We start from the raw sequence: 19862 nt of genomic DNA, 5'->3' as shown, positions 1-19862 counted from the left end.
GAGTGGCATCCAGTCGGGTGCCACTCTTTTTGTATTCACGAAAGACATAAGTCGTCCGGCAACGGTGCGACGAACGTCATCACCTCACCTGTCCCCGGATGCGGAAACGTCGCAGACGCACTGTGTAATGCTTGTCTCGCAATCAATGGTGTCCCTTTATACATCGTATCTCCGACTAACGGATGACCAAGTGCTGCGAGATGGACCCGGATTTGATGCGTCCTGCCCGTCTCCAATTTAATCGTTAATCGGGACAATTCACGCGAAAACGCCGTGATCGGCTCACTCGTTAAGATATGTGTGATCGCCTGCTGACCGTCTTCCCGTACCATTCTTTCCATGAAGGAATGATCGGTTTGACCGATCGGAAGGTCAATCGTTTGAGCCGGAATGGTCCCTTCGATCAATGCGACGTACCGGCGATCAAGCAAGCCGTTCTGTTGCATCTTACTCAACTGATGATGCGCAAGGGAATGTTTCGCAAAAACGACCAGTCCACTTGTATCCCGGTCCAACCGATTGACGATATGAATCGCATACGGGATCTGATGTTGCCGATAATAACCGAGAACAAAATTCGATAAAGACCGCTCCGGATGAAGTCGAGACGGAATCGAGGCCATTCCCGGCGGTTTATTGACAATCAGCAACCAGTCATCTTCAAAAAGAATATCGAGTTCTCCGCTCGTCGCATGCATATCCTGTGCAGGCTGTTCTTCCGGAAACCGGACATGAATCCGGTCTCCTGCATGAACAGGTTCGTTTACGTTGACATGTTGTTCATTCCGCAAAATATCTCCGTGGTGTTTAATCGACACTAACATTTTTCGGGAAATATGAAGACGTGTCGTACAAAAATGACCGACACTCCATCCGTCTTCAATGGAAGTTACTTGTTGTTCAATTTGAAATGCCATCACGTTACCTCTTTTAATTAACTTCTTTCTTCTGCTAAAAACGACTCCCGGACCCTTTGCCAAAACGGGAAAGAACGGAATCGAGCGAATTTGACCTTTTTATCCGATACACGACAACGAATCGATTTAACGTTTTGATGCACAATCGAAGCATAATGATCGTACGTCAATTGAAAATCAATCGGATTGACCGGCCGAATCTCGACATCATGGTGCTTCGGCAATAACATCGGGGAACCAATCGTCCGGTACACGCGATTATTGATCGATGCCATTTCTGTAATCTGAATCGCTTCGAGTGCCGGATGCACGATTGCCCCGCCAAGCGCTTTATTATAAGCTGTTGAGCCGGACGGCGTGGAAATGCATAGACCGTCTCCCCGAAACGTTTCAAAATAATCGCCACGAATCGACAGATCGCAGACGAGTGTTTGATTAAAGCTTTTAATCGTACATTCATTTAATGCCAACAGTTTATTCGTCGATCCATCAGCATAATCAATCGATAATTCAAGCAGCGGATATTCAACGGTCGCTATATTGTCGTCTGCGATATGTTGAATCAATTCATCCATCTCTTCCGGTCGCCAGTCGGCATAAAACCCGAGGTGTCCGGTATGAATTCCGACCAGTGTGATTTCCTCGACCTGGTCCAAATAAGAGTGGAAAGCTTGCAGCATCGTACCATCCCCGCCGATTGAAATCACGATTTCAGGAGTAACGACGTCTCGATGACTTCCTCGTTCGATCAACGCCTGTTCTAATTGTTCCTTCAGCATATGGGAACGTTCATCGCCCCGCGCCGTAACCGCAAAACGCATCGTCATCCTCCTACTCTTTTGCTCGATTCTTTGCTTCGGTCGCCTCTCGTTCATGTAAAACGACTTGAGCATCTTGTATCTCTACTTTCAGCTGACTCATCTCCGCATCGAGCAGAAACGCCGCTTCAGCCGCACGTCGCAAGCGTTCCCGTGTCTCTTCCGGAATATTTCCCTGGTATTTATAATTCAAGGAATGTTCAATCGTTGCCCAAAAGTTCATTGCGAGTGTCCGGATCTGAATCTCGACGAGTGTCGGGATTTCCCCTTCAATCGTTTGGACCGGATAAGCAATGATGATGTGGTACGAACGATAGCCGCTTTCCTTCTTTTGTGTAATATAGTTTCGTTCTTCAACAATCTTAAAGTCTCCCCGGGAACGCAACAATTCTAAGACATGGATGATGTCATCCACGAATTGGCACATGATCCGGAGACCTGCTATGTCCTGCATGTCCTGTTCCAGCAACTCGATATCAATCGATTTTCGTTCAGCCTTCTGTAAGATACTCTTTACAGGTTTGACACGTCCTGTGACAAATTCAATCGGTGAATGTTCCCCACGTTGTTGAAATTGTTTTCGAATGGCTTTTAATTTTACTTTTAATTCATCCACTGCGATTTGATACGGTGCGAGAAATAAGTCCCAATTTTCTTTTGTCATCGTTATTGTCACCACTTTTAGTCTAAATTGTTAGTTCAATTCGTTCCACTACACCATTCATGGTATCATATTTTCAAGCATTCAACTAGAAAGGTGTGGTCGGAAATGAGACAAGAAATGGAAATTGAATTTAAAAACCTGTTAAACGAATCTGAATACAAAAAATTAATGGAACGGTACAATACATCCGGGTCTTCTGTGTGGCAAGCAAATGACTATTTCGATACCCCGGCGTTCGAACTTCGCAATCATGGTGCCGCTCTGCGTATCCGTGAAAAGAAAACCGGATTGGTGTTGACGTTAAAAGAACCGCAAGACCATGGATTACTGGAAACACATGTGACATTGTCCGAACAAGAGGCTGAAGATTTATTCCAGTATGGTCTGATTCACTCTGCTGAGATGAATCAACAATTGGAAAAGTTTGAATTAACGACTTCGCTTGAACATTTGGGCCGTCTTGAAACCGAACGTTTTGAAAAACAATTGCCGAGTGGGTTGTTGGTGTTGGATCAAAGTACGTATTTAGGCACGACGGATTATGAGCTTGAATTCGAAGTGACGGACTACGTAGCCGGCAAACTTGCGTTCGAAGAACTGTTGCAAACAAACGAAATTCCAGTCCGTGAAACGAAAAATAAAATCGTCCGTTTCATGGATCGTAAAGCGCTTACACGTTAATCGTGTAGAAATGTACAAGCAAAACCTTTGCTCTTTCTTTTTTTTCGTTGCTAAAATAGGGTAACGATATTAAAAGAAAAGGGGTGAACGGATGGAACACGAACAATGCAACGGATCATATTGTTCATTGGACGAACCATCAATTCAACAACCGACGAAACCACTAGAAATTTATCATTTTCTAGACGTCACACAAACGGATGGTTTACGGTTGATTCCCGTTCTCAAGAAATTAGAATTAGAATACGGTCATTTATTCCGTCTCCGGACGATTGCAACCATTCCTTGCGCACCTTCACGATCAGCGTGTGATATGTCACCACTGCTGATTCTAAAGGCGATCGAATTGCAGGGAAAAACATTTGGTATGCGGTTCATGCGTCGTTTACGCATGTTGCATAACGTCGAAGGAAAAAGCGCTTATTCGCGTTCTTCCTTGATGCGGTTAGCAGAAGCATTGACGGAATTTGGTCTGGATTTAGCGGAATTCCATCGTGATATCGAATCAGATACCATTCAATTAATGCTCGAAAAAGAGACTGAACTGGTGACAGACTGGGACGTACGTATTCTCCCAACGCTTGCTTTCGTCGGGGATGAGGAAGCCATCAAAGCAGAAGGCCATTACGAATACTTGGTTTATGTATCGATTCTGAACGAATTATTAGATCAACCGTTTGAGAAGCAGGCAAAACCTCCTCTCGAACAATTCTTGAGACGGTATGACACAGCAACCACTTCTGAAATCGCATTTATTTATGATGCAACAGAAGCACAGGTTGAACACGAATTGAAAAAGTTATTGCTTCAACAAAAATGTGTTTCACTGACGTATTGTGACGGTAAAGTGTGGCGTCACTTAAAAGATTCTGCCCATGCTTAACACAAAGAAGCTGCTTCCACGTTAATCGTAGAAGCAGCTTCTTTGTCGTTTTTTGAATCTGGATGGGGGAAAAGAGAATCATCAGGGGGAATGTGATTCGCTTCACATGATTAGTATAACCGAATCTCAACCTTCCCGACACTCTTTTGTTCACTAATTCACAAAATTGTCATTCTCCGAGTAATGCTTCAAATTCATCGAGTACCCGTTCGAATTGACGAAGAGCAGCTTCAACCGGTGCTTTCGTCGTCATATCAACGCCGGCCGCTTTCAGAACTTCAATCGGATAATCACTTGATCCTGCTTTGAGGAAGTTATTGATATACCGCTCGACCGCCGGCTCCCCTTCTTCTAGGATTTGTGAAGTCAGCGCTGCGGCAGCAGAAATGCCTGTCGCATACTGATAGACATAGTAATTGTAATAGAAATGCGGGATACGTGCCCACTCCAAACCGATTTCTTCATCTAATACAATACCATCACCGAAATACGTTTTATTTAGTGCATAATACGTCTTCGTTAAGAATTCAGGTGTCAGTGCTTGTCCAAGTCGAGCTGCCTCATGAATTTGATGTTCAAACTCGGCAAACATCGTCTGACGGAATAATGTTCCGCGGAATGTTTCCAATTGATTGTTGAGGAGATACAATTTCTCATTTTTATCTGTCACACGTTTTAACAGGTAATCATTTAAAAGTGCTTCGTTTGTCGTCGACGCAACCTCTGCTACAAAAATTGAATAATCTCCGTAGGCATAAGGTTGATTCTGACGTGTATAGTAGCTGTGAACCGAGTGTCCGAACTCGTGTGCTAACGTAAACAAGTTGTTGACGTTATCCTGCCAGTTCATCAAGATGAACGGTTGCGTATCGTACGCGCCTGAAGAATAGGCACCACTCCGTTTCCCCCGTGTTTCACGGACATCGACCCAGCGTTCTGCAAGACCTTCTTCAAGAATATGTTTGTATTCAGGTCCTAGTGGCGCTAATCCGTCCACCATCAACTGTTTTGCTTCTTCGTACGAGATCTTCATTTCCACTTCACTGACCAGTGGTGTGTACATATCATACATATGCAGTTCATCGACACCTAAAATCCGTTTACGTAAAGCAACATACCGGTGTAACAACGGAAGGTGTTCATGAACCGCTTCGATCAATCCGTCATATACCTGTTCCGGAATCGTGTTTCCATGTAACGCTGATTCGCGTGCTGTTTTAAATTTCCGGACCTCAGCATAGAAGTTATCTTTTTTGACGGAACCGGCTAACGTAGACGCCAATGTATTTGTATACTGGCTATACGTTCCATACATGGCTTTAAACGCCGCCTCACGGACGGAACGATCTTTTGACTCCATGAACGTGATGAACCGCCCGTGTGTCAATTCCGCCTCTTCCCCGTCCTCGCCTTTGATTTTCGGGAATTTCATATCCGCATTATTCAGCATGCCAAACGTCGTTCCCGACTGTCCAAGGACTTCGCCTGCTTTTGCAAGAATCGCCTCTTCCGCTTCCGATAAGACGTGTTCCCGCTCACGGTTCAACTCATCGAACGCATGACGGTAAAGGGCGAGATCCGGATTCTGATCCAAGTACGAGGCAATTGTTTCTTCCGGAACTTCCAACAGCTCGGGTGTCATGAAAGCGAGCGTCGCTCCAATTTGCGAAGCGAGCGTCCGGGCACGGTCATTCATCGCCTGATAAAAGCTGTCGGCCGTGTTCTCATCGTAACGCATATGTGCATATGTATAGAGCTTATGCAGCCGTCTTGAGATTTCGTCCCGAAGTTGAAGTCCTTCAAATAAAGTGGCATCCGACTGTGCAAGACGTCCCTTATACTCGACGAGTAGCGGAAGCATCGCTTTCACTGACTCAAACTCTTCTTCCCATTTCTCATTCGTTTCGTAAATGGATTCTAAATTCCACGTCTCTTCCTGCTTGACGTCTTTTCGTGTTAATACTTCTGCCATTTAAATCACTCCTTTACTTCATTTATACCTGTTTCCCTTTCGACAAACAAACGAAGCGCACCTGCTAACTTTTGATCTTCTTCCAAACGGGTCGACAAATCAACAGTATTGGTTTGAAAAAGTTCAGGCAGATGATTTTGGAGAAAGTCGATCATAGCCATCCATTCGTCAATCAGAAGGTGAAGATTGGATAACTCATATGAAACCTTGGACCGCGTCAAACATTCGGTGAGGAAGGCAAGCAGTTGCTCTGCGAGGTAAGTTCCTTGTAAGCGTAGATAAACAGCTACTTGAATCTCAAAAGGATGGACAGATAAACACAGCAACGGGGATAAGGGCAGAAAACACCAGGACGGGAGTGTAGAAACCTGGAGGTTGGAGGAATAAAGAGGAGATTGCACGTATCGGGAAGGGAGCGAAGAAAAAAATGGACGAAGCCGATATTTTTTTATCAGTGTCGTCCATGGCCGTTCGAAGAATTGCCGGGGAACCGGACTCGGAAAGAGAAATTGTTTCGCTGATAAAGACACACGTTGGCAGAATACCAAACGTTGCGCAAACGGAAGCGGATGTACATAACGAACGATTCGTCCCCGCTCGATTAAATCGATGTAACCATTTTTCATGAATGCCGCCTTCATCCAGCCATCAAGTTTAAGAAGCTGTCCGCCCGACTCATGAAAACCAATCCAGCGGACTTCGTATCCCGCTTGTTGATCAATTAACGATCTCCGTCGCCATTCTCCAGCGCTCATTTTCGAACGCTGAATCTCGATCCCGATTTCTCTGGGCCCAACTAAAAGATCAAACCGTCTTCGTCCCCGGACTGCTTCTATCTCGACCTTGAATCGCAACGTTTCAAAATAGGCAGCAAGCCGCATTTTCCAAAATTGATGTTCGGACGATTCACCGGTACATGCTGTCACATGAACAAAATGAAGACGTCTCTTCCCTTGACGGACTCGAAGCTGCGTTTGGCAATAGGGACAGTACAGTAGTTTGTCCGTTAACGATTGGAAGGTCTCCAGTTGGCTGTTGATTCGATTTCCCTGTTCATCCATCGCCTCAAACATCTTACTCCTCCTTAGAGCAGCGGTGAGAATAACCGCGAAATGGACTCGATCAAACGTTGACTGAAACTCCTTTGAATAAAGACTTGACGCTCAACCTGTGAAGAATTGGCAAAGTCTTCATAAAAATCACGTGTTAATTCATGGACGGAATTTGTCCCGTATAAAAAGGCATTTACTTCAAAGTTCAAGTGAAAACTTCTTAAATCCATATTCGCCGTGCCAATCGTCGCAATCGCATCATCGACCACGATAACTTTTGAGTGCATGAATCCCTTGTTGTATTCGTAAATCTTCACACCTGCTAATAACAAGTCATCAAAATAAGAACGGCTGGCATAAAAAACGACTTTGTGATCCGGAAAACTCGGCAGGAGGATTCGGACATCGATCCCCGACATCGCTGCCGTCTTTAAGGCAGTCATCAGATCCTCGTCCGGAATCAAATAAGGAGAAGCAATGTAGACAGAACTCCGGGCTTCCGTAATTAAACCGAAGTAAAGGGACTTCATCGTTTCGTGGGGTTCATCCGGTCCGCTCGCAATAATTTGAACGCCTCCTATCGACTCCTCCATGACCTCGAGCGGTTTCATATAATACGGTGTAAACAACCGTTCCCCCGTCATATAGTACCAATCCTGAAGAAAAATCAATTGAAGCTCCGAGACGGCCTCTCCCCTGACGAGCAAATGCGTGTCCCGCCAAAATCCAAACATCTTATCTTTTCCCATGTACTCGTCCCCAACGTTAATTCCACCCGTGAAAGCCACAGTACCGTCAATAACAACGATTTTCCGGTGATTCCGATAATTGGATTTACTCGAGATGAAAGGCAGAACGACCGGGAAAAATGGACGGACTTCGATTCCCGCCAGCTCCATCTTTTTAAAGTAAGACTTATCCGTCGAGAAACAACCGACAGCATCATACAAAAAACGGATCTCCACTCCGGCTTTCGCCCGTTCAATTAATGCTTCCTGCAACTCTAGCGCCAGTTCGTCATCGCGGACGATATAGTATTCCAAATGGATGTGGTGTTCCGCTTGACGAATCTCGGCTAATAATAGCGGAAATTTTTCTTGTCCATTCGTTAATACTTTCGTATGACTATTATACGAAATCGGCAGGCGACTGATGGAGTCGATAAGTTTAACAACTTTCGTATAATGTCCATGTCGGAACACTTGATTGTGTATTCCATGATCAAACTGGGTACGATATTTAATGTAAGACTCTTCATCGAGCATCGCTTTCAGACGAAACATTTTTTTTCGTCTATAATTTTGACCAAAGGTGAAATATACGAAAACACCGACAACCGGAAGCGCCATCATGACAAGCGCCCAGACAAGCGTTCGTTCCGGGTTCCGATTCTCAAGCAGAATGATGACAAAAACACTCAGTACGACAAGAATGATGACGATTGAGAGCCAGCCTACCATGTACACACTCCAGTAATAGGAAAGAAAGCCAATCAGACTAATCGTCAACAGTAGCGTCATAAGTAATTGGACACGCCTTAACATGGTATCCCCTCCTTTGATTAGTTATGGATGACACACTTTTATGTAGAAGGGACGATTCAATATGAAAACGTATTTAGTGACTGGTGCAACAAGCGGAATTGGTGAAGCGACCGCCTTACAATTGGCTCAAGAAGGACATACCGTCCTTGCACTTGGACGAGACGAGGAACGCGGGAACAGCTTGGAAAGTCGTGGTGAAGGACGTATCCGCTTCTTTGCAGTCGATTTATCCGTCCCGTCAGATATCAATCAATTTTTTGAAGACACAAAAGAACAATTCCCGACACTCGATGGTATTTTCAATAATGCCGGAACTTTCGGAAAACCGGTCGCACCAGAACGTGTGACTGAACAGCAAGCCGAAGTCTTCCAAGTCAATTATCATGCACCGGAGCAAATCATTCAACAGGCTGTCAAACGGCTGAGTCGCGGTGCCTCCATCGTCAACAACAGCGCGATTGTCGGACATGTTAAATTCCCTGCCATGCTCTTACCGTATGCTTCTTCCAAAAGTGCTCTTCTTACGCTTACGAAAACATATGCCGCCCGGTTTCACGGAAAGTATCGTTTTAATGCCATTTGTCCTGGCCCTGTCGACACGAAGTTAAGCCATTCTTTATACGGTGGAAAAGATAAATTCGATTTAGCAATGAAACATCATTTACGCGGCGAAGCGGCTCATCCATCCGAAATCGCAGAAGTCGTCTGCTTTTTATTATCCGATAAAGCGAGCTACATCAACGGTCAAACCTTAATCGTCGACGGCGGTTATACTCTCACTTGATTCTTTTTACACAACAAAGGACTGCTTCCAAACACATTGGAGCAGTCCTTTGTTGTAGCGTTTGATTCTGTTAATTCGGGAACTGTTCGCGAACGAACGCAAATACGTCGTTCGGTACGATGACTTTTCCATACTCTGCCACCGGATGAATCGTCTGTTCACTGAAGTTTAAATACTCCGCAATCAGGCTCATCACATTTTCTTGTTCTTCCACTTCTGTTTCTTCTTTAAAATGAAGATGTAACAGGTACAGTCCGTCTTTTTGATAAAGAGACGTTTTCACTTCTTCGAAGATCGGTGCTTCTGCATATTGGCTAAGGGCAATGATATGCTCGAAATCTGTTGTTTCAAATAAGACATCTTGACTGAGTTCCGTTTCTTTTTCTTCCGCATCAGACATCGCGGAGCGAAGTAACGAATCTAACTCATCTTCGTCAACTTGTTCTCCGTCAATCGTTGTTTTAGCGATTGTAACAGTGACTTCAAGACCTTTTTCAAATGCCTGAACTTGTATCCATAGTGGACCTTCGAAGGAGATGGACTCTTTTTCATTCGCTTCATCCATCATCTGCCAGAATAGCTGTTCTCCACGCTCACGGTTGTACCAAATCTCGTCTCGGGCGAAGCCGCGGCGTTCGATGTCCGTGTACGTAATGAAGAACTTGACGGTGTTGTCATTGACGCGTTCGATTTTCAATATGTCCACTCCTTTCCTCTCGCTCTTATCTAGTATACGAACGAGCACTTCACATAGATTCAAAAGAATCATTCAACATATAGGGTATATTCCTTTGTTAACTCTATTTTAACCTTTTTAGACGGTAACAAAAAGCACACTGCTCAGAAAGCAGCGTGCTCGGTGTATATTATTCGTTGACAAGGCGCTGTGCTTCCAATAGTTGGAATGTACGAACTTTACGTGGTAAAAATCGGCGAATTTCATCTTCATTGTATCCAACTTGAAGACGCTTTTCATCAATCAAAATCGGACGGCGTAACAACCCTGGATATTCTTGAATTAAATCATACAAGTGTTGTAATGATAAATTTTCAACCGATACATCTAGTTTTGAAAAGACTTTTGAACGGGTCGAAATGATTTCATCCGTTCCGTCCTCTGTCATACGAAGAATCTGTTTAATTTCATCAAGCGATAATGGTTCCGAGAAAATATTACGTTCCACAAATGGGATTTCATGTTCTTCAAGCCATGCGCGCGCTTTACGACAAGAAGTACAGCTTGGTGAAGTATAGAGTGTTACCATTGAAAAACATCCTCCCCCTGATTTCACATCATTTCCCCTGCGTAAATGTATTACACAGCAGCTGATGATTCTATTACTTGATAGTTTACATTGATTTCAACTGAAAGAAAACCCAATATGTTTTGAGATGAAAGAACTTTTCGTAAAAAAACTTGCCAGAGCCACCAGGTGGCTTCAGCAAGCTGGTGTGTGATCAAAGGGTTGAGAAATCGTCTCTTTTGCTTTCGGGAGTTTAATCTCTTTTAATTTTTTTTCGAAAATGTCCCGCAAAAGGCGCTTTTTCAACTTTTTCTTTTTATCACGTTCTTTCATACTCCGACACCTCACTCGGTCCGAAAAAAGAACAGTTAACCAACGAAAGCTAATTTTTTCATCTTCTACATTACTTAGTATACCACGTTTACCCGATTTCTATTCCTACTTGTGTCAATTAATTATGTGAGATTGTCGATAGACATGAGACAAACAGTTGCAATTCTTTTCAATTTCACGTAGAGTGTATAGAAATACTTACTCGTGAAAGGAGTTATTTCTTTATGTCAGTTACCCTTGTCACCATCATTGAACACCCGATTGCCCAAAAATATTTAGAACGGTCCGGCTTGAATCATGCTATTTCCGTAGCTGAACAAGCTTTGACACTTGCTACTCAACGCGGTCTTGATGCGGATACGGCAACGAAGGCTGCCTTGCTTCATGATATCGGGCATTACGAATGGTATACGGACGGCACATGGAATTATGATCTCTACCGTCAAAATGATATTCATGCAATCAAAGGTGCAGAACGCGCGCATAAGTTACTGATCCGGCTTGGTGAAGAGCCAGAACGAGCAAAAGAAATCGCTCTTGCTGTCCTCTTGCATACAGATTCTTATTTACCACCAGGTACAATCAACCGGACTCCGTTACAACAATTAGTCCATGATGCAGATACGCTCGAAGAACAACCGGGTGGTCTTCATCATTATGAGAAGATTCCATTCGAAGAAGCCGTCAATCGACTGCATGCTCTTGACTCGGTTGTCCACCGCTTTAACAACCTTCCCCGTATTGCTTCCGAAAATTAAAAAAAGGCATTCCCGAATATATTCAGGAATGCCTTTTAATTTGGTTTAATTACACAAGTTGCGCTTGATACGCTTCAAGTTCTGCATCTGTCATCGAGACATAATGACCCGGCTCGATTTCGCGTAATGGTGGGATACTCGAATCTTCATTCGATTTCCCGACCGCTCCGCCTGTCGGCCGATCATAGATAATCCGCTTACGTGTCCGCTCATGCTCCGGATCCGGAAGTGGAATCGCTGACAACAAGGATTTCGTATACGCATGGACCGGGTTCTCGTAAAGACGATCCGCATCACATAATTCTACGAGGTGACCTTGATACATGACTCCGATTCGATCCGAGATGTATTTAACCATTGATAAATCATGGGCAATGAACAGATACGTCAGACTGCGATCACGTTGCAATTGTTTCATCAAGTTGACGACCTGTGCCTGGATCGATACGTCGAGTGCAGAGATCGGCTCATCGGCAATGATGAAATCTGGTTCGACGGCTAACGCACGGGCAATCCCGATCCGCTGACGTTGTCCACCTGAGAATTCATGCGGATAACGGCTCGCATGTTCTTTTGTTAAACCAACTGTTTCAAGAAGATCGTAGACACGGTTGTTTCGCTCGTCTTTCGATTTTGCAAGACCGTGGATATCGATTCCTTCCGCGATGATATCTCCGACTGTCATCCGTGGATTCAACGATGCATATGGATCTTGGAAAATCATCTGCATCGAACGGTTGAATTTCAATTTCTCTTTACGTGATTTTTTATCATGAACATTTTCACCTTTGAAAAGAACTTCTCCGTCTGTCGCATCGTATAAACCGATGATCGAACGTCCTGTTGTCGATTTTCCGCAACCGGACTCTCCAACAAGCCCAAGGACTTCGCCTTCATAAATATCGAATGATAAACCGTCAACTGCTTTGACGACACGACCACGACCGATATTAAAGTGTTGTTTCAGGTTTTTTACTTCAAGTAATTTATTACGATTCTCCATTACTTTAGACCGCCTTTCAGAAGCGATTTCGCGAATGTGCTATCTGGACGATACTTCAGCGCAAGATCGCGGATGGCTGCTGGTGGTTCCACATACGGTGCTTGCGGATGTAGCAACCAAGTTGCCGCTTCATGAGTATCTGTGATCGGGAAGAACGGAGGTTCTTTCTCGAAATCAATTTTCATTGCGTACTGATTACGTGGTGCAAATGCATCACCGACCGGCGGGTGCAATAAATTCGGCGGTGTACCAGGAATTGCCGGCAAGTCCTGCGAACGATCGTCAGACGGTCGTGGCATGGATCCAAGAAGTCCCCATGTATAAGGATGACGCGGCTCATAGAAAATCTCATCGACAGTTCCTTTTTCAATCAACTTCCCAGCATACATTACCGCTACGCGGTCTGCCATGTTCGCTACGACACCTAAATCGTGCGTGATGAAGATAATGGCTGTACCTGTTTTTTGCTGGATGTCTTTTAACAACTCAAGAATCTGTGCTTGAATCGTAACATCGAGTGCTGTCGTCGGTTCATCGGCAATCAAGACTTTAGGATTACAAGCCAGTGCGATTGCGATAACGATCCGTTGACGCATCCCACCTGACAATTGGTGCGGATATTGTTTTAGGCGCGCTTCCGGATTCGGAATTCCGACGAGTGTCAGTAATTCAAGCGTCCGTTTTTTCGCTGCATCGCCTGTCAATCCTTGGTGACGTTTTAAACCTTCTGCAATCTGTTTGAAGATGGTCATCGTCGGGTTTAATGATGTCATCGGATCCTGGAAGATCATCGCGATATCACGACCACGGACTTTCTGCATCTCTTTATCAGAGAGTTTGACCAAATCACGGCCTTCAAACATGATTTCACCTTTTGTGATTTCCCCAGGAGGATTCGGAATCAAACGCATGATGGCTTTTGATGTAACCGACTTACCTGAACCGGATTCACCAACGATGGCAAGTGTCTCACCTTTTTTTAAATCAAACGATACGCCGCGGACGGCTTGAACCGTCCCAGCATACGTATGGAAAGCGACAGTCAGGTCGCGTACTGATAAAATAGTTTCCATTGTGGATGAACTCCTCTCTTATTTCCGTTAGCGACGCAGACGTGGGTCGAACGCATCACGTAATCCATCGGCTAGCATGTTAAAGCTGATCATGACAAGTACGAGGATTGTCGATGGGATGACGAGCAAGTAAGGGAATGTTTTTAATTCTTTGTATCCCTCATTGATCAATGTACCCAGTGATGGTTGCGGTGGAGCAAGACCAAGACCGATGAAGCTTAGGAAAGCCTCGAAGAAAATCGCACCTGGAATCGTGAACATCAATGAAATGATGATTGTACCGAGTGTATTTGGAATCAAATGTTTGAATACTAAACGTGCGCTAGAAGCACCAAGTGTACGTGCTGCAAGAACAAATTCCTGGTTCTTAAGTTTCAGGATTTGTCCGCGGACGAGTCGGCTCATCCCGATCCAGCCGGTGATCGTCATCGCGAGGATGATCGTCGTGATTCCCGGTTCAAGAATTAAGATGAACAAAATGATTAAGATCAAGTTCGGAATCCCTGTCAGAATTTCCGCAATCCGTTGCATGATGTTATCGACGCGTCCACCGTAGTAAGCAGAGATACCGCCGTACGTGACACCGACTAGAACGTCAATGATTGCTGCGACAAGACCGATGAAGAGTGAAATCCGTGTTCCTTCCCAGATACGTGACCATAAGTCACGTCCGAGATGGTCCGTACCGAACCAGAATGTATCTTTGACTTGTTTTGTTTCATAAAAATCGATTGGCTTTTCACCAAGTGTCGCCATTCCGTCAAAACCAGCCCATTCGAGACCAGTGATTTTTGGTGGAAGTTTAGCTTGAGTAATCGTTTGGGTATAAGCATCTCTACCGGATAACATTGGTCCGAATAGTGATAACAATGCGATGATGACGATGATAACGAGCGACAGGATCGCCGCTTTGTTTTTGCGAAGCCGTGTCCATGCATCCTGCCAGAAGTTTAAGCTTTTTCCGGCAATCCGCTCACCCGCTTGTTCATTAAATTCTACTGGTTGGAACAACGAGGAATCGAACTGCTCCGCTTTTGCGTTTGAATTTTGTTCTGCCATTATTTGCTACCCCCCAAACGAATCCGTGGATCGACGACACCATATAGAATATCGACGAGCAAGATCATAAAGATAAAGACTGCCGAGAAGAACAGTGTTGTCCCCATGATAACCGTATAGTCATTTTGTGTGATGGATGAAACGAACAACTCACCAAGACCCGGTACCGCAAAGATTTTTTCAATGACGAATGTTCCGGTAATCAAGGCTGCTGTCATTGGTCCAAGAATCGTGATTGCTGGAATCAAAGCGTTACGCACCATGTGTTTCCAAGTGATTGATTGACCATCTAGGCCTTTTGCCTTAGCGAGTGTCACGTAATCCTGACCGGTGACTTCAAGCATCTCCGTTCGAACGAAACGGGCAATCGAGGCCGTTACTCCAAGCGATAAGGATACCGTCGGAAGAATCGTATGTGCTGGACTTTCCCAGAAGGCTACTGGCAATACGCCCCATTTCACTCCGATATAATATTGAAGAAGTGACGCAAATACGAATGATGGCACGGAAATCCCAAGTACCGAAATAAACATCGCACCGTAGTCAACTGCTGTATTGTGGCGGAGAGCCGCAACAACACCGAGAACAAGACCTAACAATACACCGAGCACGAGGGCTTGAATACCTAGTTGAGCTGATGGTCCAATTCGTTCCATGATCAAATCTGTTACTGGACGGCTGTCATATTTAAATGATACGCCGAGGTCCCCTTGTACCAAGTTGACCATGTACGCTGCATAGCGTTGTGGAAGCGGATCATTCAAGTTGTATTTATCCCGCAGGATATTCAACTGTTCAGGAGAAAGTTTTTCCTGGTTTTGGAACGGTGAACCTGGTAACAGATCCATTAGGAAGAAAGTGAACGAAGCGATGAGTAAAAACGTCAGTACGCCGTAAACAAGGCGTTGAGCTAAATAACGGCCCATAGATGGCACCCCCTATAAAGATTTTCTGTTTTTTTCGAAACATCAATAAAATCAGTATGACCCAAAATTGTCGGAACATTCAAGAATTTTGTTATAAAAATTAAAATTCTTTTTTATCTTGGACTGATTGACGCCCCCCTGGCTACTGTTTTTTCACAGTTAACCAATATTTCAGAATTTTTCGTTTGATTCCATTATACTTTGCTAACAAAGTAATTAGAACCCATTTTTTACGAAAAGTTCACATTTCTGATCATAAAATGAGTTTCCATTCAGAAAAAAACGTATAAAACAGGAGCGTACCTTGAAAACGTTCTCAAGGACGCTCCAATTTTCAATTACTTCACATCAACGTACTTGTACTGGAAGTCAGCACCAAAGACTTGACGGTTAAAGTCTTTGACAGACGGACGGCTCAAGAAAGCAGCCCCTGCTTGATAGATCGGCGCGATGGCTTGATCTTTTTCAATCAATTGTGATTCTGCTTGCTTAAAGAGATCAAGACGTTTTGCAACATCTGATTCTTCATTGGCAGCATTCAACAATTTATCGTACGCAGACGATTTATACTTCACGTCGTTTTGACTGTTTGTTGATTCAAAGATCGACAAGTTCGACATTGGATCTTGGTAGTCAGGACCCCAAAGCGCATACGACATCTGATAGTCGCCTTTCGCTTCTAAATCAAGTTTGTTTTTAAACGGTTGTTGTTTGATTGAGACGGTAACATTCGGAAGGTTTTTCTCGATTTGTCCCTTCATGTACTCACCGACTTTTTTCGCATCTTCGCTGTCGAATGACAGGAGTTCGATTGTCGTTTTCTTGTTACCGTTTGCTTTTTTCCAAAGGTCAGCTGCTTCTTTTCCATCACGGTCGAACCAGTTGATGTCGCTTGTGTAGTCTTTCCCTGCGTCATCTTTGATGAATTCTTTCGGAATGAAGCTTGTTGTCGGGATCGAACCGTTCGCAAGTAACGTATCCGTAATCCCTTTCGGATCGATCGCACGGGCAATTGCTTTACGTGCATCGACGTTTTTCATTGTTGCGTCTTCGTTGTTGAATTTCAAGTAAGCAATCGATGAACGGAGTGCTGTCTTGAACTCAGGTTTTGATTCATATGTTGCTACTTGTTCAGATGTCAATCCGGCATAATCGATTTCATCCGTATCATAGAGATTCGCAACAGTTGAGTTGTCTTTGACGACGCGGATTGATACTTCATCCAATTTCACGTTGTCTTTATCCCAGTAGTTTTCGTTTTTCGTCAGAACACGTTTTGAATCCGTTTTCCAAGAAGTCCAAACGAAAGGACCGTTGTAAAGTAATTTATCCGGTTGAAGCGAGAAATCTTTTTTGTTTTTGTTATAGAAATCTTCGCTGATCGGTGTATACGTTCCGAATGATGTCAGTGAAAGGAAATACGGTGCCGGACGCTCGAGCTTAACTTCGAGAGTTTTATCATCAATGGCTTTAACACCTAACTCATCAACCGGTTTTTTACCTTGTGAGACGTCAGATCCGTTTTTAAGCGTATCAAAAATATACGCATAACCGGAAGCCGTTTTAGGATCGACGGCACGTTTCCATGCAAACTCGAAATCCTGTGCTTTGACAGGAGTTCCGTCCGACCATTTCGAATCACGAAGTGTGAATGTGTATGTGAGATTGTCACTTGAGATATCTGTTTTTTCAGCAAGTGCCGGAATCGCTTTTCCGTCTTTATCGAGACGGTAAAGACCTTCCATCGTGTTGCCGATCATGTTGAAGGCAACAGCATCTGTTGCTTGTGCCGGGTCGACCGTCGTAATATCAGAAGTATCTGTTAGACGTAAGACCTTTTTCCCGTTAGAAGAACCTGCATCTTTATCTCCGTCACCTGTTGTTGAACACCCTGCAAGAACAACGCTTCCTGCAAGCATAACTGATAACGCGAGACCGACTGTTTTTTTATTCATCGGTGAGTCATCTCCTTTTCTTTTTTAAAAACCGCTACAACTAAACGATTTTTAGACATCTCGTCGAAACTGCCTCAACGTTCCCCAAAACGCATTGACCTAGTTTCAAAATCTTAAACGAAGTGATAAATTGATTTTATGTGAGAATAACAATAACGTCAAGTGAATAGTCACACTATTTGCTATTTTACACGCTCTGAATAATACAGAGTCGTAACTGTCCTTGACTTTGCGTATAATGAAATCATCATCTTGCCGTAGGAGGTTCATCATGTCTGCCAAACTATTTCGCCCGCTTTTGATTGCCTTGATTTTAACAACGATTTACACGATTTGGGCCGTTGTTGCCGATGCGACCCACTCCCTGATGTATCACCTGTCCGGCGGTTTATTCATTGCCGGTTTTCTGTTACTCGCGATTGGATTTTTCTCTAATATGTCTGCCAATGGATTTTTTAAAGGGGTCACTGCCGGCTTCAAAAAGCAACGTGAAGCAAAATTACGCGAAGTCGACGGTGATTATTACGAAGACGAGGACGAAGAAAGTGAACTCTTGGAAGCAAAACAAAAACGGGCTTCCAACCGGACAGTTCCGTATCTCTCCAGTGGTTTTATCTGCATCGTCGTTTCATTGCTTTTGTCGTTCATTTGATTGAATTTTAATGACGTTTTGAATAGACATGTGATAAAGTGAAGATAACGTTATAGAGAACACAGTGAAGAAGAGTAGTACATCTGATCACCACTTACAGAGAGTCCATGGATGGTGGAAATGGACAGTCGGAACAGATGGAATGGACTTCGGAGTGGCTGATTCGAAATCATGTAGAATCAGACGGGTCTGCCCGTTACAGCAAATGAGCGGCTAGTGTTCTAGCAACTTGGGTGGCAACGCGATGACTCGTCCCTTGATAATTTCAAGGGACGAGTCATCTTTTTTATTTCATTTTTTGGAGGGAATCTCATGAAAACAATTTTTTCAGGCATTAAACCAACGGGTACGGTCACGCTCGGTAACTACATCGGAGCAATGAAACACTTTGTGAATCTTCAGGATGAACATGATGCCTATTACTGCATCGTCGATTTACACTCGATTACAGTCGACATTGACCGCGTGGAACTGATGAACAATACACGGGCACTGGCTGCATTGTACATCGCAAGTGGATTAAACCCTGAAAAATCAACCATTTTCGTTCAGTCGGAGGTCAAAGCGCACGCGCAACTCGGTTGGATGCTGACATGCCTGTCCGGTATGGGTGAATTGGAACGGATGACGCAATATAAAGACAAATCGCAAGGAAAAGACCGGATTGGTGCCGGATTGTTTGTTTATCCGACCTTGATGGCGGCGGACATTCTGCTGTATGATGCAGAACTCGTGCCGGTCGGTGACGATCAAAAACAACACATTGAATTGACACGTGATTTGGCACAGCGCTTCAACAGCCGATACTACGAAACGTTTAAAATGCCCGAACCGGTCATCGCTGAAACAGGTGCCCGTATCATGAGCTTAACGTCTCCTGATAAAAAAATGTCAAAAACGGATACGAATCCAAAAGGTTATATCTCAATGCTTGATGCACCGGATGTCATTCGGAAAAAAATTAAGTCTGCCGTCACGGATTCAGAAGGCATCGTCCGATTTGACCGGGAAAACAAACCCGGCGTCTCGAACTTACTTGAAATCTATTCGCTGCTTGCCGGTATTTCCATTAAAGACTTGGAAGCGAAGTATGACGGATTAAACTACGGTGTGTTTAAAGCAGATGTTGCGGAAGTCATCGTAGCGGAACTCGAACCAATCCAGCAACGGTATCACGAGCTGATTGATTCAGAAGAACTTGATTTAATTCTTGATCAAGGGTGCGATAAAGCGGAACTGGTTGCCTCACGAAAATTGGCGAAAGTCGAAAAAGCGATGGGCCTTCAGCGTAAACGGGCAAAAGTAAAAAAATAATTTCAGTTATCTTTTACTGAAATCCGGGTGGCAGATTCCAATTCTGCCACCCGGATTTTTTTTGAAAAAATCGACTGTTGCGTCAGCCACTTTTTAACTAGACGAATTGTAATATTAAGTGCAACACCTAGCTGAAAACACAAAAAAACCCATAACGGCCTCGTGTAGAATAGAGTTACCACACAAAATTCAACGGAGGATTCGTTATGAGCTATATTCATCTTACCATA

21 protein-coding genes and 1 other annotated feature are annotated in these 19862 nt (G+C 44.1%); of the genes, 6 read left to right on the top strand and 15 right to left on the bottom strand.

Features of this window, described 5'->3' with window-relative positions; genetic code table 11:
- Positions 1-35: 35 nt before the first annotated feature.
- The 3 genes from KNP91_RS03870 to yjbM are packed head-to-tail and all read right to left on the bottom strand — an operon-like array spanning position 36 to position 2399.
- Positions 36-917 carry an RluA family pseudouridine synthase gene (locus tag KNP91_RS03870; RefSeq protein WP_214763596.1) on the bottom strand — a complete coding sequence of 294 codons (882 nt, stop codon included), beginning with the start codon at positions 915-917 and terminating at the stop codon, positions 36-38.
- 17 nt (positions 918-934) lie between these two features.
- On the bottom strand, positions 935-1738 hold the full coding sequence (locus tag KNP91_RS03865) for an NAD kinase (RefSeq protein WP_012370911.1): 804 nt from the start codon (positions 1736-1738) through the stop codon (positions 935-937).
- Positions 1739-1748: 10 nt separating this feature from the next.
- Positions 1749-2399: a GTP diphosphokinase gene (gene yjbM, locus KNP91_RS03860; RefSeq protein ID WP_012370912.1), complete on the bottom strand. Its 651-nt coding sequence runs from the start codon at positions 2397-2399 to the stop codon at positions 1749-1751.
- A gap of 105 nt (positions 2400-2504) precedes the next feature.
- Between yjbM and KNP91_RS03855 the strand changes: the two genes are divergently transcribed.
- Positions 2505-3080 (top strand): CYTH domain-containing protein, encoded by a 576-nt coding sequence (locus tag KNP91_RS03855; protein ID WP_251135896.1) that lies wholly within the window; start codon positions 2505-2507, stop codon positions 3078-3080.
- A 91-nt stretch (positions 3081-3171) separates the two neighbouring features.
- On the top strand, positions 3172-3963 hold the full coding sequence (locus KNP91_RS03850) for a DsbA family protein (RefSeq protein ID WP_012370914.1): 792 nt from the start codon (positions 3172-3174) through the stop codon (positions 3961-3963).
- A 169-nt stretch (positions 3964-4132) separates the two neighbouring features.
- Here KNP91_RS03850 and pepF read toward each other — a convergent pair whose 3' ends face one another.
- The 3 genes from pepF to cls are packed head-to-tail and all read right to left on the bottom strand — an operon-like array spanning position 4133 to position 8531.
- Positions 4133-5935 (bottom strand): oligoendopeptidase F, encoded by a 1803-nt coding sequence (gene pepF / locus KNP91_RS03845; protein ID WP_012370915.1) that lies wholly within the window; start codon positions 5933-5935, stop codon positions 4133-4135.
- A 5-nt stretch (positions 5936-5940) separates the two neighbouring features.
- Positions 5941-7008, bottom strand: coding sequence for a competence protein CoiA (locus tag KNP91_RS03840; RefSeq protein WP_214848785.1), 1068 nt, complete (start codon positions 7006-7008; stop codon positions 5941-5943).
- A gap of 11 nt (positions 7009-7019) precedes the next feature.
- Complete coding sequence (gene cls / locus KNP91_RS03835; protein ID WP_214763591.1) at positions 7020-8531, bottom strand: cardiolipin synthase; 1512 nt, start codon at positions 8529-8531, stop codon at positions 7020-7022.
- 61 nt (positions 8532-8592) lie between these two features.
- On the opposite strand from cls, the gene KNP91_RS03830 reads away from it, so the two are divergent.
- On the top strand, positions 8593-9315 hold the full coding sequence (locus KNP91_RS03830) for an SDR family NAD(P)-dependent oxidoreductase (protein ID WP_214763588.1): 723 nt from the start codon (positions 8593-8595) through the stop codon (positions 9313-9315).
- Positions 9316-9385: 70 nt separating this feature from the next.
- Here the strand turns inward: KNP91_RS03830 and mecA are convergent, their stop codons facing one another.
- The 3 genes from mecA to KNP91_RS03815 all read right to left on the bottom strand — a co-directional run bounded on the left by mecA (position 9386) and on the right by KNP91_RS03815 (position 10892).
- Positions 9386-10021, bottom strand: coding sequence for an adaptor protein MecA (gene mecA / locus KNP91_RS03825; protein ID WP_353048619.1), 636 nt, complete (start codon positions 10019-10021; stop codon positions 9386-9388).
- Positions 10022-10181: 160 nt separating this feature from the next.
- Entirely contained in the window at positions 10182-10580 is a 399-nt protein-coding gene (gene spxA, locus KNP91_RS03820) for a transcriptional regulator SpxA (RefSeq protein WP_012370920.1), read from the bottom strand.
- Positions 10581-10754: 174 nt separating this feature from the next.
- Positions 10755-10892 carry a hypothetical protein gene (locus KNP91_RS03815; protein ID WP_012370921.1) on the bottom strand — a complete coding sequence of 46 codons (138 nt, stop codon included), beginning with the start codon at positions 10890-10892 and terminating at the stop codon, positions 10755-10757.
- 224 nt (positions 10893-11116) lie between these two features.
- Here KNP91_RS03815 and KNP91_RS03810 point away from each other — a divergent pair, with 224 nt between their 5' ends.
- A complete protein-coding gene (locus KNP91_RS03810) occupies positions 11117-11650 on the top strand; it encodes an HD domain-containing protein (protein ID WP_214763584.1) in 534 nt (177 codons plus the stop codon).
- Between the two features lie 49 nt (positions 11651-11699).
- Here the strand turns inward: KNP91_RS03810 and KNP91_RS03805 are convergent, their stop codons facing one another.
- The 5 genes from KNP91_RS03805 to KNP91_RS03785 all read right to left on the bottom strand — a co-directional run bounded on the left by KNP91_RS03805 (position 11700) and on the right by KNP91_RS03785 (position 17666).
- Positions 11700-12653, bottom strand: coding sequence for an ABC transporter ATP-binding protein (locus KNP91_RS03805; RefSeq protein ID WP_214763580.1), 954 nt, complete (start codon positions 12651-12653; stop codon positions 11700-11702).
- Entirely contained in the window at positions 12653-13726 is a 1074-nt protein-coding gene (locus tag KNP91_RS03800; protein WP_012370924.1) for an ABC transporter ATP-binding protein, read from the bottom strand. The genes KNP91_RS03805 and KNP91_RS03800 overlap by 1 nt, the downstream gene beginning before the upstream one ends.
- 27 nt (positions 13727-13753) lie before the next feature.
- Positions 13754-14785 carry an oligopeptide ABC transporter permease gene (gene opp3C, locus KNP91_RS03795; protein ID WP_012370925.1) on the bottom strand — a complete coding sequence of 344 codons (1032 nt, stop codon included), beginning with the start codon at positions 14783-14785 and terminating at the stop codon, positions 13754-13756.
- Positions 14785-15711, bottom strand: coding sequence for an oligopeptide ABC transporter permease (gene opp3b / locus KNP91_RS03790; RefSeq protein WP_214848782.1), 927 nt, complete (start codon positions 15709-15711; stop codon positions 14785-14787). The genes opp3C and opp3b overlap by 1 nt, the downstream gene beginning before the upstream one ends.
- Positions 15712-16049: 338 nt before the next feature.
- Complete coding sequence (locus tag KNP91_RS03785; protein ID WP_214763578.1) at positions 16050-17666, bottom strand: peptide ABC transporter substrate-binding protein; 1617 nt, start codon at positions 17664-17666, stop codon at positions 16050-16052.
- 271 nt (positions 17667-17937) lie between these two features.
- Here KNP91_RS03785 and KNP91_RS03780 point away from each other — a divergent pair, with 271 nt between their 5' ends.
- A complete protein-coding gene (locus KNP91_RS03780; RefSeq protein WP_214763577.1) occupies positions 17938-18318 on the top strand; it encodes a DUF3899 domain-containing protein in 381 nt (126 codons plus the stop codon).
- A gap of 55 nt (positions 18319-18373) precedes the next feature.
- Positions 18374-18578 (top strand) — a binding site (T-box leader).
- 52 nt (positions 18579-18630) lie between these two features.
- Positions 18631-19632, top strand: coding sequence for a tryptophan--tRNA ligase (gene trpS / locus KNP91_RS03775; protein WP_214848779.1), 1002 nt, complete (start codon positions 18631-18633; stop codon positions 19630-19632).
- 2 nt (positions 19633-19634) lie between these two features.
- On the opposite strand, the gene KNP91_RS03770 is transcribed toward trpS, so the two are convergent.
- A partial coding sequence (locus KNP91_RS03770; RefSeq protein ID WP_214848777.1) for a hypothetical protein occupies positions 19635-19862 on the bottom strand: 228 nt, incomplete at its 5' end.

Origin of the sequence: Exiguobacterium sp. s138, from assembly GCF_018618775.1 — a bacterium.
Taxonomy (GTDB): domain Bacteria; phylum Bacillota; class Bacilli; order Exiguobacteriales; family Exiguobacteriaceae; genus Exiguobacterium_A; species Exiguobacterium_A artemiae.
This window is presented reverse-complemented; position numbering and strand designations above follow the sequence as displayed.